This window comes from Rhizobium sp. P38BS-XIX (assembly GCF_012641435.1).
In the GTDB taxonomy this organism is placed as follows: domain Bacteria; phylum Pseudomonadota; class Alphaproteobacteria; order Rhizobiales; family Rhizobiaceae; genus Rhizobium.
Window position 1 is genome coordinate 564,846 of the sequence record NZ_JABAIJ010000001.1, and the last position, 14,244, is coordinate 579,089.

15 protein-coding genes and 1 tRNA gene are annotated in these 14,244 nt (G+C 60.2%); 10 read left to right on the forward strand and 6 right to left on the reverse strand.

Annotated elements, in window-relative coordinates:
* Window positions 1–84 precede the first annotated feature (84 nt).
* From dprA to HGP17_RS02710, 4 genes are read right to left on the reverse strand one after another with little or no spacing between them, the layout of a single operon-like run.
* Window positions 85–1,233 (reverse strand): DNA-processing protein DprA, encoded by a 1,149-nt coding sequence (gene dprA / locus HGP17_RS02695; RefSeq protein ID WP_168805706.1) that lies wholly within the window; start codon window positions 1,231–1,233, stop codon window positions 85–87.
* Entirely contained in the window at window positions 1,233–1,853 is a 621-nt protein-coding gene (gene plsY / locus HGP17_RS02700; protein WP_168805708.1) for a glycerol-3-phosphate 1-O-acyltransferase PlsY, read from the reverse strand. Before plsY ends, dprA begins: the two co-directional genes overlap by 1 nt.
* A gap of 30 nt (window positions 1,854–1,883) precedes the next feature.
* Window positions 1,884–3,173: a dihydroorotase gene (locus tag HGP17_RS02705; RefSeq protein ID WP_168805710.1), complete on the reverse strand. Its 1,290-nt coding sequence runs from the start codon at window positions 3,171–3,173 to the stop codon at window positions 1,884–1,886.
* Window positions 3,170–4,126: an aspartate carbamoyltransferase catalytic subunit gene (locus HGP17_RS02710; RefSeq protein WP_168805712.1), complete on the reverse strand. Its 957-nt coding sequence runs from the start codon at window positions 4,124–4,126 to the stop codon at window positions 3,170–3,172. The genes HGP17_RS02705 and HGP17_RS02710 overlap by 4 nt, the downstream gene beginning before the upstream one ends.
* A gap of 185 nt (window positions 4,127–4,311) precedes the next feature.
* Between HGP17_RS02710 and HGP17_RS02715 the strand changes: the two genes are divergently transcribed.
* From HGP17_RS02715 to HGP17_RS02730, 4 genes are all read left to right on the forward strand, one after another.
* Complete coding sequence (locus tag HGP17_RS02715) at window positions 4,312–5,970, forward strand: acyl-CoA dehydrogenase family protein (RefSeq protein ID WP_168805714.1); 1,659 nt, start codon at window positions 4,312–4,314, stop codon at window positions 5,968–5,970.
* A gap of 2 nt (window positions 5,971–5,972) precedes the next feature.
* On the forward strand, window positions 5,973–6,590 hold the full coding sequence (locus HGP17_RS02720) for a GNAT family N-acetyltransferase (RefSeq protein WP_168805716.1): 618 nt from the start codon (window positions 5,973–5,975) through the stop codon (window positions 6,588–6,590).
* A gap of 104 nt (window positions 6,591–6,694) precedes the next feature.
* Complete coding sequence (locus tag HGP17_RS02725; protein WP_168805718.1) at window positions 6,695–7,354, forward strand: TetR/AcrR family transcriptional regulator; 660 nt, start codon at window positions 6,695–6,697, stop codon at window positions 7,352–7,354.
* 299 nt (window positions 7,355–7,653) lie between these two features.
* Entirely contained in the window at window positions 7,654–7,986 is a 333-nt protein-coding gene (locus tag HGP17_RS02730; protein WP_168805720.1) for a DUF6105 family protein, read from the forward strand.
* Here HGP17_RS02730 and ruvX read toward each other — a convergent pair.
* Window positions 7,923–8,417 carry a Holliday junction resolvase RuvX gene (gene ruvX / locus HGP17_RS02735; protein ID WP_168805723.1) on the reverse strand — a complete coding sequence of 165 codons (495 nt, stop codon included), beginning with the start codon at window positions 8,415–8,417 and terminating at the stop codon, window positions 7,923–7,925. The two genes, HGP17_RS02730 and ruvX, sit on opposite strands and share 64 nt — an antisense overlap.
* A 117-nt stretch (window positions 8,418–8,534) precedes the next feature.
* Here ruvX and HGP17_RS02740 point away from each other — a divergent pair, with 117 nt between their 5' ends.
* The 5 genes from HGP17_RS02740 to HGP17_RS02760 all read left to right on the forward strand — a co-directional run bounded on the left by HGP17_RS02740 (window position 8,535) and on the right by HGP17_RS02760 (window position 13,043).
* Entirely contained in the window at window positions 8,535–9,245 is a 711-nt protein-coding gene (locus tag HGP17_RS02740; protein ID WP_168805725.1) for a metal-dependent hydrolase, read from the forward strand.
* An 87-nt stretch (window positions 9,246–9,332) separates the two neighbouring features.
* On the forward strand, window positions 9,333–9,620 hold the full coding sequence (gatC, locus tag HGP17_RS02745; protein ID WP_168805727.1) for an Asp-tRNA(Asn)/Glu-tRNA(Gln) amidotransferase subunit GatC: 288 nt from the start codon (window positions 9,333–9,335) through the stop codon (window positions 9,618–9,620).
* 58 nt (window positions 9,621–9,678) lie between these two features.
* Window positions 9,679–11,160 (forward strand): Asp-tRNA(Asn)/Glu-tRNA(Gln) amidotransferase subunit GatA, encoded by a 1,482-nt coding sequence (gene gatA, locus HGP17_RS02750; protein ID WP_168805728.1) that lies wholly within the window; start codon window positions 9,679–9,681, stop codon window positions 11,158–11,160.
* 344 nt (window positions 11,161–11,504) lie between these two features.
* Window positions 11,505–11,574: transfer RNA gene (locus HGP17_RS02755), tRNA-Val, on the forward strand.
* Between the two features lie 323 nt (window positions 11,575–11,897).
* Window positions 11,898–13,043, forward strand: a complete 1,146-nt coding sequence (locus HGP17_RS02760) for a slipin family protein (RefSeq protein ID WP_348648880.1) — start codon at window positions 11,898–11,900, stop codon at window positions 13,041–13,043.
* Between the two features lie 54 nt (window positions 13,044–13,097).
* Here HGP17_RS02760 and HGP17_RS02765 read toward each other — a convergent pair whose 3' ends face one another.
* On the reverse strand, window positions 13,098–13,355 hold the full coding sequence (locus HGP17_RS02765; RefSeq protein WP_168805730.1) for a YjhX family toxin: 258 nt from the start codon (window positions 13,353–13,355) through the stop codon (window positions 13,098–13,100).
* 295 nt (window positions 13,356–13,650) lie between these two features.
* On the opposite strand from HGP17_RS02765, the gene HGP17_RS02770 reads away from it, so the two are divergent.
* Window positions 13,651–14,160, forward strand: coding sequence for a GNAT family N-acetyltransferase (locus HGP17_RS02770; RefSeq protein ID WP_168805732.1), 510 nt, complete (start codon window positions 13,651–13,653; stop codon window positions 14,158–14,160).
* Window positions 14,161–14,244: the final 84 nt, after the last annotated feature.

A 14,244-nucleotide genomic window follows, 5' to 3' on the forward strand; every position in this document is an offset into this window, starting at 1 on the left:
ATTCGTCGCGGTCAAGAGGCGAAGTCGATTTTTGCCGTCGACGCGGCGGTGCGATGCTTAGAACTGGTATGCCTGTCACAATTTTCAATCCACCATCGAAATCGATACCAGTCCACCGGGGTGGCGATGCAATCGCCCGGCTATGTCCAATTCCAGAAGTATCGAATGAACAGCAGATATCGGCAGTCCGGTATGGCGAACGATATCGTCAATCTCGACCGGCGTCGGTCCCAGCGCATCGACGATGTGATCGCGCTCGGCATCGTCAGGCGGCACGGACATCGGCTTGCGTGTCTCGACAGGAGCCGCGATCGGGCGCGGATGAAAAAGGTCGGGTTCGGCGAGCGGGCGAAGCGCCTCGACCACATCCTCAGGCTTGGTCACGATCATCGCGCCGTCCTTGAGAAGGCCGTTGGTGCCTTCGCAACGAGGGTCGAGCGGTGAGCCGGGAACGGCAAAGACAAGTCTGCCGAACTCTCCGCCAAGCCGCGCGGTAATCAGTGAGCCGGACCGGGTGGCGGCTTCGACGACCACCACACCCAAGGAAATTCCGGCGATCAAGCGATTACGGCGAGGAAAGTCGCGCGCCCGCGGCTCCCATCCGAACGGCATTTCGCTGACGGCCAGTCCGTTGCCATCCCATATATTATGGAGCAGACCGATATTCTCGGGAGGGTAGGGCTTGTCGAGTCCGCCTGCCATGGCGGCGATAGTTCCCGTTTCCAGGCTGGCGCGATGGGCTGCCGTATCGATGCCGCGCGCCAGGCCGGAGACCACGGTATAGCCAGCCTCGCCGCAGGTGCGGGCAATCATGGCCGTGAATTTGGCGCCGCTGATCGAAGCATTTCGCGATCCGACCATGCCGATCGCGGGTCGGGTCGCGGTTGGCATGTTGCCCTTGACCGCCAGCAGCGGCGGCGCGCCGTCGATCTCTCTGAGCGCAGGCGGGTAGTCCGGCTCGCCGATGCCGATAAAGCGCGCACCAAAACGATGAGCAGCTTCCAGCTCCCGCACGGCATCGCGTTCGTCGGCGATACGAATGGCTCGTGTGGAGCCGCCGCGTTGTGACAGTTCCGGCAGCGCGGCGAGTGCTGCTTCTGCGGAACCGTAATGTTGGATGAGATCGCGAAAGGTCGTGGGACCGACATTGTCGGAGCGGATGAGCCTGAGCCAGGCAATCCTTTGTTTTTCGGTCAGCGCAACTCCGGTTCGTCTTGCGCTGCCTCCGTCCATTAACCCTTCGCTCCGATCTTGCTTTCCGTGCCCGTCGTCAGCCGGGCAATATTGGCTCTGTGCTTGTACCAGGAGATGACCGTCATCAGCGCCATGGCTGCGGCAATTTTGTCGACACCCAATATCCACAATACAACTGGTATGACAAGAGTTGCAACCAGAGCGGAGAGCGAGGAATAGCGGGTGGTGAAGGCGATCACCAGCCAAACGATGGCGAAAATCAATGCCATGAGCCATGCAAGGCCAAGCAGGATGCCGAGATAGGTCGCAACACCCTTGCCGCCCTTGAAGCCGATCCAGACCGGAAAGATATGGCCGATGAAGGCGGCAAAGCCAGCCAGCACGGCAGCGTCCTCACCGAAGAAATGCGAGACGATCAGAACCGCCGCGGTGCCCTTCAGCGCGTCGAGCAAGAGCGTCGCCGCCGCAAGCCCCTTGTTGCCCGTGCGCAGCACATTCGTCGCGCCGATATTGCCCGATCCGATATTGCGGACGTCGCCGAGGCCGGCCATTCGCGTCAGCAGCAGACCAAAGGGAATGGAGCCGAGCAGGTAGCCGATGACGAGGGCGGCAAGCGCCGTCTGCGGGGTCAGCTGCCAAGTCCAGAAATCCGCCATCACGTCTTATTCTCCGTAAACCCGGGGCGTGCCTTAAAGGCTGTGAACCAGCTTGCCGGCGACATAGGTTGCAACCGCCCGGCCGCTCATTCTCGCATCCTCGAAGGGTGTATTTTTCGACCGCGACAAAAGCATGTCTTTGGCGACAAGCCAAGGCTCGTCGAGATCGACCAGCGCGATATCCGCCTTGGCGCCCGGCTTCAACGTTCCGGCGTCCAATCCGAAAATTTGCGCCGGCCGCGTGGAAAGCGCATCGACCAGCCGCATCAGCCCGACCTGGCCGCTATGATAGAGCCGGAGTGCGGCCGGCAGCAGGGTCTCGAGTCCGACGGCACCGTCTTCGGCCTCACCGAACGGCAGGCGCTTCGTATCGACGTCCTGCGGATCGTGCGAGGAGACGATGATATCGATGGTGCCGTCCGCCAGCGCGTCGATCATGCCGGTGCGATCGTCCTCGGAGCGAAGCGGCGGGTAGAGCTTGAAGAAGGTCCGGTATTCGCCGATATCGTTTTCGTTGAGCGCGAGATTGTTGATGGAAATGCCGCAAGTGACCTTTGCGCCGCGCGAGCGGGCAAGGCGAATGGCTTCGGCTGATTCCGGCACCGAGATCATGGCAGCATGATAATGGCTGCGCGTCAGCGCGGCGACGCGCAGATCCCGCTCAAGCGGAATGAGCTCTGCTTCCTTCGGGATGCCCGATAGCCCGAGCCAGCTCGCGAGCAAGCCTTCGTGCATGACGCCATTCGCGCCAAGATACTTGTCACGGGTCTCGCAGGAGATCACCGCACCGAACTCACGTGCGTAAGTCATCACACGCCGCAGAACCTGGGTATCATAGATCGCGGAATGCGCGTCCGTGAAGACAACGGCTCCGGCTTCCCGCAGCAGACCGATCTCCGTCATTTCTTCGCCGGCAAGCCCCTTGGTGAGCGCGGCGGCCGGATAGACATTGACGACGGCGGTGTCACGAGCCGTCTTCTTGACGAACTCGACCAGCGCGATGTCGTCGATAACAGGATCGGTATCCGGCATCATGATGAAGGAGGTTACGCCGCCGGCCGCTGCCGCGCGGCTTGCCGACGCAATCGTTTCGCGATGCTCGCCGCCGGGTTCGCCGACATGAACGCGCGCATCGACCAGGCCGGGAATGGCGACGAGGCCGTTGCAGTCGCGAACGGTCGCGCCTTTTGGGACAGCGTGGCTTTTCGCATCCTTGCCCGAGGCAACGATCACGCCGTCTTCGACAACAATCGCACCAACCTCATCGAGATCGCGGGAAGGGTCGATGATGCGGACGTTCTGCAGGACGATCGAGTTGCTCATGCGCCCGCTCCGTCGGTACGAGGACCCTGATTTTGTGACACGAGCAGCGTTTCCATCACGGCCATCCGGACGGCGACACCCATTTCCACCTGTTCGGCGATGACGCTTTGCGGACCGTCGGCAACCTCGGAGGCGATTTCCACTCCGCGGTTCATCGGACCCGGGTGCATCACGAGCGCATCTTCCTTGGCGGCCTTTAGCGTTTCGGCGTCCAGCCCGTAGAAATGATAGTATTCGCGCACTGAAGGTACGAAGGCGCCGGACATGCGCTCGCGCTGCAGCCGCAGCATCATCACGACATCGGCGTCCTTCAAACCTTCCTTCATCGAATGAAAGACTTCGACACCCATGTCGGCGATGCCGGCGGGCAAGAGCGTGGCGGGTGCGACGACCCGGACGCGCGCGCCCATGGCGTTAAGAAGGAGGATATTCGAGCGAGCAACGCGCGAATGCAGCACGTCGCCGCAGATCGCGACGATGATGCGCGAAAGCTTGCCCTTGGCACGGCGGATCGTCAGCGCGTCGAGCAGCGCCTGCGTCGGATGCTCGTGCTGGCCGTCACCGGCGTTGACGACCGAGCAGGAGACTTTTTGCGCCAGGAGTGCAGCAGCGCCCGCGCTCGAATGGCGGATGACAAGCACGTCCGGCCGCATGGCGTTCAGCGTCATTGCCGTGTCGATCAGCGTCTCGCCTTTTTTGACCGAAGAGTTGCCGACCGACATGTTCATCACATCGGCGCCAAGCCGTTTTCCGGCAAGCTCGAAGGAAGATTGCGTGCGCGTCGATGCCTCGAAGAAGAGGTTGATCTGCGTCAGCCCGCGAAGCGTCGATGTCTTTTTCTCGCGCTGGCGGCTGATCTTGACCGCCTCGTCAGCCTTGTCGAGAAGATAGGTGATATCCTGCTCGGTGAGGCCCTTGATGCCAATGAGGTGGCGGTGGGGAAAGAAGACCATGAACCTGCCCTCTGGATTTCGTCAGGGGGTCTATAAAGAGGGAGCGCCCAAGGGGCAAGCGGCGGTATGCGCCGAGCCTGTGTGTTTCCCATGCAATTTCGCCCGAATCCCACGACGGCACCTATGCTGTTGGGAGACATAACTTCCAGTTTCCCTTTGCAACCTTCTTGCTCTACAAGCGATTCATGACCCAAACGACCCGGACTGACGACCCTTTTGCCGACCTGAACCAGCCGAGCCTTTGGACCGGTGTCAATGCCTATCGGTCCGATCCGCTGATCGTCGATTTGACCTCCGGCCTGCCGCGTTCGATACGGGAAGATCTCGAGCAGCTCGGTCGTTTCGTCACCTCGCACGAGGCGCAGGAACTGGCGCGCATGGCAAATCAGGGTACGCCGCAGCTGCGCACCCATGGTCCGCGTGGCGAGCGTCTGGATGTCGTCGAATTCCATCCGGCTTGGCATGCATTGATGCGTCGCTCCATGGCGTCCGGTCTCCATTCTTCCATATGGGACGGACAGGCGGAGCCCGAGGCGAAAGGCCAATCGCACAAGGTGCGCGCCGCCCGGTTTTACCTGACGGCGCAGCTCGAATGCGGTCATCTATGCCCCCTGACCATGACCAGCGCTTCCGTGGCTGCCATGATGGCCTCGCCTGCAGTCCAGAAGGATTGGGCGCCGAAGATCCTGTCGCGCAAATATGATTCGTCCAACAAGCCCGCCATGCAAAAGAGCGCCGTCACCATCGGCATGGGCATGACGGAAAAGCAGGGCGGCACGGATGTGCGCGCCAACAGGACGAGCGCCGAAAAGGTGAGCGACGGCATCTACCGGCTGTCGGGCCACAAGTGGTTCATGTCTGCGCCGATGAGCGATGCCTTCATCATGCTCGCCCAGACCAAGGACGGCATGGGTTGCTTCCTCGTGCCGCGGCTGCTGGAGGATGGCTCCGCCAACGGCCTGCATTTCCAAAGGCTCAAGGACAAGCTGGGCAACCGCTCCAACGCGTCCTCGGAAGTCGAGTTCACCGATACGTTCGGTTTTCTGCTCGGCGCGCCCGATGCCGGTATCCGGACGATCCTCGATATGGTGACGTTGACACGGCTTGATTGCGCGCTGGCTTCCGCCGGTATCATGCGCGCGTCCCTCGCCGAAGCCGTGCATCACTCGCGTGGCCGCAACGTATTCGGCAAGACGCTGGTCAACCAGCCGATCATGACGCGCGTGCTCGCGGATATGGCGCTCGATGTCGCCGCCGCCACGGCGCTGGCCTTCCGCCTGGCGGAAGCCTTCGACAAGGCGAGCGGCAGCACGGAGGATGCCGCCTATGCCCGCGTCATGACACCGGTCGCCAAATACTGGTGCTGCAAGATTGCCCCTGCGCTGATCTATGAAGCCATGGAATGCATCGGCGGCAGCGGTTACATCGAAGAACGTCCGATCGCCCGCCATTACCGCGAGGCTCCGGTCAATGCGATCTGGGAAGGCTCCGGCAATGTCATGGCGCTTGATGTGCTGCGCGTGCTGAACCGGGGCAGGGACCTGTTCGAGACCGTCTTTGCCGGTCTTGCCCGCGATCTCGGCCCGGCCGGCAAGAAGACGATCGAAGTGTTGCGCGCAGCTATGGCCGTTTGCGAGCAGGACGAAGGTGCTGCCCGTCTTCTGATTGAGCAGATGGCACTTGCCGCCGGTGCTGCCGAACTTTATCGCCTGGGAGCCGGCAAGATCGCCGACGCCTTTATCGAGACGCGCCTCGCCGGCGGTTGGCGTTCGACCTACGGCATGCTCGATGCGCGCTTCGACGCCAGCTATATCGTCGATCTCCTGTATCCACCGGCGACCTGAGCATGGTGTCGATTAGAACCGTTCGACCGGAAGATCTCGACCAGCTCTACGCGATCTCGCTTGCAACCGGTGATGCCGGCAAGGATGCGGCTCCGCTTCATAATGACGGTCGACTGATCGGGCATATCTATGCCGCTCCCTATGCGACACTTCTTCCCGAGCTGGTTTTCGTCGCGGAGGATGAGGAGGGGGTATTCGGCTATATCGCCGGTGTGTTCGATTCGATTGCCTTCGAGGCCCGGTTGGAGCGGGAATGGTGGCCGCATCTGCGTGAGCACTATGCCGATCCCACCGGCGATCCGGCATCATGGAACGCGGATCAGAAGCGGATATCGCTGATCCATCATCCGGAGCCTGCACCCGCTATTTTGATGGAACGCTTTCCCGCACATATTCATATGAATCTTCTTCCTCGAGCCCAGGGGAAGGGTATAGGTACGGCGCTGCTGGATCGTTGGGTCGAAAATGCACGGACGAACGGCGTCAAGGGCATTCATCTGGGTGCCAACACCGGCAATCGAGGTGCCGTCCGCTTCTGGTCTTCACGCGGTTTCGTCCCTGTCGAGCTACCCAAGGGGGTGGCGTCTGAAACCACGGTGTGGTTTGGTCAGTTTCTCTAATCTGTGGATTCGTTGGTTTCGAACTGTTCGGATGGCGGCGTCGTTGTTGTTCGAGGCGTGAGTGCTTGCTAATCACCACTCGGTGACAGATTGGAGTCGAGTCGATGGCCCCTGCAAGCGCAGCCGTTAAAATCCCCGTGGAGATGCCCGTTGTTGTGGAGAAGCGCGTGCGCAATCGCGCGGCGACGGAGAAGGCGATCCTCGATGCCGCCAAGCGGCTTCTTGCGGAAGAGGGCTTTCAGAATTTCGGTATCAACGCGGTCGCCCGCGGTGCCGGCTGCGACAAGCAGTTGATCTACCGTTATTACGGCGGCCTCAACGGTCTCGTCGAGGCTATCGGCACCGATCTTGGCAGCTGGGTAACGGATCGTATTCCCGACGATACCGGCGGCATGTTCCTCCTGACCTATGGCGATCTGATGGAGCGGCTTTCCATGCTGTTTCTCGATGCGCTGCGCGCCGATCCTTTGATGCGCCGTATCGTCGCCTGGGAGGTTTCCGAAAGCAGCGAGCAGGTGCGTCGCCTGTCGGAAGCGCGCTCCAAGGCGCTGGCCGGCTGGATCGAGCGCATGCGCGGTTCGCTCGTGCCACCGAAGGGCGTCGACGCTCAGGCCGTCAACGCCATGATCTTCGCAGCCATTCAGCATATCGTGCTTGCCTCGGCCGTCAGCGATCAATGCGCCGGTCTTCCCTTGAAAAATGGCAAGGACTGGGAGAAGGCGGCGATTGCGCTGAAGCGGATCGTGCGCGGCGTTTACGGCTGAGATCGCGGTCGGCCAGGTGATATCCACAGGCCCGCGGCACCGTTAACCTTAACAAATGGTTTACGTTGCGCCGACCCGGTTAACCCGTCACTGTCAGGAGACGATTAGTTAACCATCAAGCGTGCAGCCATGGGTCTTAAACCCGCTAAATTAGTGCTTCTTGTTACGGCGATGATGTTTTTTGCCGTGCTCGCACTAGATATAACGCTGCCGGCAATGGTGTTGAGCGCCATGGCGCTGTCGAATTGGCTCGTCCTTTCGACCGGCACGACGCATTACGAGCGTCGGAGAGGTACCGCATGAAGTGGTTGTTGATTTGCTGGGCTGCGCCGGTCTCGTTTCTCGGGGCCTGGTATTATTTATCGTATTACGACATCAACTTCGGCATCTTCATGCTGACGCGCCAGACGCATGATCTGGTGTTCGCTATCTATGGCAAAGTTCTCGGCATTCCGCCGGAAACCATCCCGCCGCTGGTGGCGCGCGCGATCGCCTTCGACAGCGTTCTGGTCTTCGCCATATTCGGCTTTCGCCGTCGTGCCGCCATTATGGAATGGTGGCACCGCCGTCAGGCGTCGAGATCGGGCAAGGTCGCTCTGCCAAGTGCCGACAGCCTGTCCAACGCGCCCTGAAGAATGAAGCTGGCCGCTGCCGAGTCGATGCGCTCGGCACGCTTGGCGCGCGAGACGTCCATTTCCAGAAGCGCCCGCTCGGCGGCAACGGTCGACAGACGCTCGTCCCAGAAGATGAAGGGCAGGGCGGTCTTTTCCGACATGCTGCGCACGAAGGCGCGGGTTGCCTGAACGCGCGGCCCAGAGGAGCCGTCCATATTCATCGGGAGCCCGATAACGAAGGCCACGACCTTTTCCTTCTCGGCGAAGGCCAACAAAGTTTCGGCATCCTGGGTGAATTTGATCCGCTTGATCACCGGGCGCGGCGTAGCGAAGCGCCTGCCGAGGTCCGACATCGCAAGCCCGATCGTCTTGGTGCCCAGATCGAGGCCGGCAATCGCCTGGCCGGGGAGGAGCGTCGCGGCGAGCTCTTCGATGGTCAGCGTCGTCATCCGGGTCTTGCTCCTGTCAAAACAAATTGAAGTCCTAACCGCTTTTCTTTGTTGCGGTTTGAGATATCTCCTAGACACCACCCTACCATTTCAAATCAAGTCATAAGGAGAAATCCAATGAAGATCACCTGGCTCGGCCATGCCGCTTTTCGCATCGAAACGGCGAAGGCAAAAATACTGATTGATCCTTTCTTCAGCTACAATCCGTCCTTTGCCGCTGCCGGCCTCAACATCAAGGACGCTGCCGAAGGCGTGACGCATATCCTGTTGACCCACGGTCATGCCGACCATGTCGGCGATACGGTTCAGATCGCCAAGGATACCGGCGCCGTCGTTCTCGCCAATGCGGATCTTGCCTCCTGGCTCGGCACGAAGGGTGTTGAAAAGCTCGAAATGGGCAATACCGGCGGCACCGTCGGTCTCGGCAGCTTCTCGGCCACGTTCACTAATGCGTTGCACTCCTCGGCCCAGATCACCGAAGATGGCGTTTCCCACGCACTCGGCAACCCGAACGGCCTGATGCTGCACTTCGACGACGAAGCATCGCTCTTCCACATGGGCGATACCGACATCTTCTCGGATATGGCCCTCATCAACGAGCTGCATCAGCCCGATATCGGCATCCTGCCGGTTGGCGACCGCTTTACCATGGGTGGCGCCGTTGCTGCACTCGCCTGCCAGCGCTTCTTCAACTTCAAGACGGCGATCCCCTGCCACTATGGCAGCTTCCCGTTCATCGACCAGACCGCGGAAAAGTTCGTCGCCGGCATGGAAGGCTCCAAGACCGCGGTTGCCGCACCGAAGGTGGGCGAGAGCGTGTCTGCCTAACGATACCCGTTGCGTAAGGCGGGCATGGCCTTTATAGCGTGATGAAAATCACCTGCTTGTTGGATAATCAACTATCCGGAGAATGCCATGTCCGTCGATCTCGCCACTGTCAAACGCGTCGCCCATCTCGCCCGCATCGCCGTCAATGAAGACGAAGCGCAGCGGATGATGGGCGAGCTGAACGGCATTCTGGGCTTCGTCGAGCAGCTTTCCGAAGTGAATGTCGATGGCGTCGAAGCCATGACCTCCGTCACGCCGATGGCGATGAAGAAGCGCACCGACGATGTGACCGACGGCAACAAGGCCGCAGACGTCGTCGCCAACGCGCCGAATACCGATCAGAATTTCTTCCTGGTGCCCAAAGTCGTCGAATAACGGTTCTCTCGAACCTTTTCCGACCCGTTGCCCAATTCCAGATCTGAAGCGAACCAAAATGAGCGAACTGACCAGCCTGACCATTGCCGAAGCCCGCGACAAGCTGCGTGCGAAGCAGATTACCGCCACCGAACTGACCGAGGCCTATATCTCGGCGATCGATGCGGCCAACGGTCAGATCAATGCCTATATCGCCGTCACGCCCGACAAGGCGCGTGAAATGGCCAAGGCTTCCGATGCACGTCTTGCTGCCGGCAACGCCGGTGCGCTCGAAGGCATTCCGCTCGGGATCAAGGACCTGTTCGGCACCGAAGGCATTCATACCCAGGCCTGCAGCCACATTCTCGACGGCTTCAAGCCGCGCTATGAATCGACCGTGACGCAGAACCTCTGGAACGACGGCGCCGTCATGCTTGGCAAGCTCAACATGGACGAGTTCGCCATGGGCTCGTCTAACGAGAGCTCCTATTACGGGCCGGTGATCAACCCCTGGCGCGCCGAGGGTTCCAACCAGCAGCTCGTTCCAGGCGGCTCGTCCGGCGGTTCGGCCGCAGCCGTTGCCGCGCATCTCTGCGCAGGCGCGACCGCCACCGATACCGGCGGCTCCATCCGTCAGCCGGCCGCCTTCACCGGTACCGTTGGCATCAAGCCGACCTACGGCCGCTGCTCGCGCTGGGGCATCGTCGCCTTCGCCTCGTCGCTCGACCAGGCCGGCCCGATCGCCCGCGATGTGCGCGATGCCGCCATCCTGCTGAAGTCGATGGCAAGCGTCGATGCCAAGGATACCACCTCGGTCGACCTGCCGGTGCCGGATTACGAAGCCTCGCTCGGCCAGTCGCTGAAGGGCATGAAGATCGGCATTCCCAACGAATACCGCGTCGACGGCATGCCGGAAGAGATCGAGACGCTCTGGCAGCAGGGCATCGCCTGGCTGAAGGACGCCGGCGCTGAGATCGTCAACATCTCGCTGCCGCACACGAAATACGCGCTGCCGGCCTACTACATCGTCGCCCCCGCCGAGGCATCCTCGAACCTTGCCCGGTACGATGGCGTTCGCTACGGCCTGCGCGTCGACGGTAACAATATCGTCGACATGTACGAGAAAACCCGCGCTGCCGGCTTCGGCCAGGAAGTCAAGCGCCGCATCATGATCGGCACCTATGTTCTGTCGGCCGGCTACTACGACGCCTACTACCTGCGCGCCCAGAAGGTTCGCACCCTGATCAAGCGCGACTTCGAACTCGCCTTCAACGCCGGTGTGGATGCGATCCTCACGCCAGCCACGCCGTCCTCGGCCTTCGGCATCGCCGACGAGGACCTCGCGTCCGATCCGGTGAAGATGTACCTGAACGACATCTTCACGGTGACGGTCAACATGGCCGGCCTGCCGGGCATCGCCGTCCCCGCCGGCCTCGACCCGAAGGGCCTGCCGCTCGGCCTGCAGCTTATCGGCAAGCCGTTCGAGGAAGAAACCCTCTTCAAGACCGCCCATGTCATCGAACAGGCGGCTGGCAAGTTCACGCCGGCAAAGTGGTGGTAGGCACCGCCATTTCCTGACCGCGCCAATCAATCTGCGCGGTCATCTCTCCTTGGTTGCACATCAATAAGTCGTGTTATAATTGCAACAACACGTCCGCATACGTGCGTCGGTACATTTCTCCACCTTGAAGCGATTCCTAACTGGAGCTATACGCGCCCTCCCGGTCGTCGTGCCGATATGAGCGTTGATGGCGGAAGTTCAAAAGCTTCCCCCGTGCAGGCGGTTTGCCGTTCTGTATACGAATGCTGTGTCGGGAGACGGGAAGGCTTATGGAGTATAGCTCAATGGTAGAGCACCGGGAGTTCACCCCGGAGGTTGTGGGTTCGAATCCCGCTACGCCTGCCAAATGGATAGCTCAATTGGTTAGAGCATCAGGCTTACACCCTGAAGGTAGAAGGTTCGAATCCTTTTCCACACCCTGGCCGAGAGGCCAGTCCCTATGACGGTCCGGGGACCGGAATGCGCAAGGCCAAATATACGGGTAACCCTCGGGTGTCCCGCGTGGATGGTTGAAGCGTCGGGGCAATGAGCCAGATCGGCAATGAAGATTTCGACGTATGTCGGCCAGCCAGGAGGGTTACCCTCCAATGCCCGCCGAGATACCGCGAGATCCGCTCCTTGCAGATTCGCCCGTTGTCACTGTCACCAGTCCCCGGATCTTTATGATCGGTACATGAAAACGAAACACGAAAGGAACATCGGTTTATGACGTAGCGCATACCGAAGGAGTAAGAACAATGATGACATTTCTCGATAAGATCTTGGGGCGCAAGCGCGTCCTCGTAAAGGAAAACGAACGTCTGCTCGCCCTGCACAAGGGTGTGATTCTCGATATTTTCGGACCGGGTCAGCACGTGTTGCCGAACCGCGATAAGAATCTCGACGTTTTCCGCTATGACCTTGCCAATCCGGTTTTCGCATCGGTTTACGAGAAGGCGTTGTTCGAAAAGCTCCCGGCGGTTGCCGAGCGTCACCTGGCCGTGTTCCGCACAGGCGCCGGCGAGGTTGCCGTGATCGAGCGCGATGGCGCGATCTACACGGTCCTCGGTCCGAGCCAGAAGCTTGTCGTCTGGACGGAGACGGGACCGTGGGCGGAAACCCGCATCGATACCGTGCAGGACATCGCCGTCGAGCGGGCTCTGGCACGCCGTCTGAGCCTTGCGCGGAAGGTTGAATACCTGGTCAACCATGTTGTCCTTGAAGGTCAGGTGGGCTTGCTCTTCGTCGACGGTTCCTTTGCGCACACGCTCGAGCCGGGCGTGCACGCGTTCTGGAACATCGGCAAGGCGCTGCAGGTCAAGATCGTTGATCTGAAGCGTCAGTCGCTCGACGTTGCAGGGCAGGAACTCCTGACCAAGGATCGCGTGACGATCCGTGTCAACATCTCGGCGGACTACCGCGTGGTCGATCCGGTCAAGGCTGTTGGCTCCGTCAAGGATTTCACGGATGCGCTTTATCGTGCATTGCAGCTGGCGTTTCGCCGGACGCTTGGCACGATGACGCTGGACCAGATCCTAGAGCGCCGCGTCTCCATCAATGCCGAAGCCGCCGAAAAGGTGCGCGAGGACATGATGGCGATCGGTCTGGAGATCTCGGATATCGAACTGAAGGACGTTATCCTGCCGGGCGATATGCGTGAGATCCTGAACCAGGTCGTTGCAGCCGAAAAGCAGGCTGAAGCCAATGTCATCCGTCGCCGCGAGGAAACGAACGCAACACGTTCGCTGCTCAACACGGCCAAGGTCATGGCGGAGCATCCGGTCATGCTACGCCTGAAGGAACTTGAGGCGCTCGAGTCGATTGCGGCCAAGGTGGATAACCTGACGATCCACAACGGCACGAGCGGCCTGATGAACGATCTCGTCAAGCTTCGCGATATCTGATCGTGAAAATGGGAGCCGCCCGGAAGTCCGGGCGGCTCCTTTTTGCTGTCGTACTTATCTGTTGTCCAGCTGTGCTCTCACCAGCCGAAGACCCTTTTCGGTGATCCGGTAGGGATCCCCGTTGGAAGAGCGGATGGCTTTCAGCCGTTTGAGCTTGCGAAAGAGCTCGATGTCAAAGCCGGGATAGAGCCAGCCGTCCCGCGTGTAGCAATTGACGGTGTCGATCTTCTTGTTGTCGGTGCGTTCGAGTTCGATGCGGCCGCCCTGTGCGAGCAGGTGCAGAATGCGCTGTTCGGCGCGTGAAATATCCATTGTTGTCAGAATCCGTAAAGCGCCATAGGGCGCAACAAAACGATCCGAAACTTCCCTTAGGAAGTCGGGGCTTCGTTTTCTGGCCCGGCACGCAAGTGACTTGCGGGCGGGCCTTTAACGGGGCTGACGAAAGGTGGACATCAAAACTCCATTGATAGGCCTGTGTAAAACAGGTTGTGTCCGGCCGTCAAGCTTCAACCCTGTTGATGGTAGGTGAAGCGCGAGACGGTGCTGCACGTGACCGCTGGAAAAAGCGGGTTTTCAATGCTTTACTGCTGGAAACGGCGAGGGCCTGATGATCCATATTCGCAATGCGCATGAGGGTGAAACCGAGGTATTGGCGAGTATAGGCTTGCGTTCCTGGCAGCAGGCCATGGGTGCGATTGGCGGCTCGGGAGAGCTCCTGGAGAGCGCCAGCGACGCCTTCCGAAATTTCACTCGCAATATGTGGCTGACGATCACCATCATCGAGCTGAATGCCGAAATCGTCGGTTGGGCGGCGCGCGAAGCGCTCGATGAAACCATCTCCGATTTCTGGATCGATCCCGCCTTCATCCGCCAGGGATTGGGCTCGGCGCTGCTGGCGCGGATCGAGCAGGATGCGCGCGAACAGGGTCTCGAAAAAATATCGCTGCACACGCATGCTGGAAATGTCGACGCGATCGGGTTCTTCAAGGCCAACGGCTATGAGATTCACTGGCTGTCGATCGTCTATTCCCCAAAGCTCGACAGCGATGTGCCGACGGTCGGGCTCTCGAAAGCGTTGGTCGAAGACAGCGACGGCGCCTATGGCCCGGGCATATAGCATGCTGCCGGTGCCGAAAGCCTTGCGCCATCACGCCAATTGCTCTACCTCACAAAGTTCAGAAGAACAGCATTTCAAGAGCTT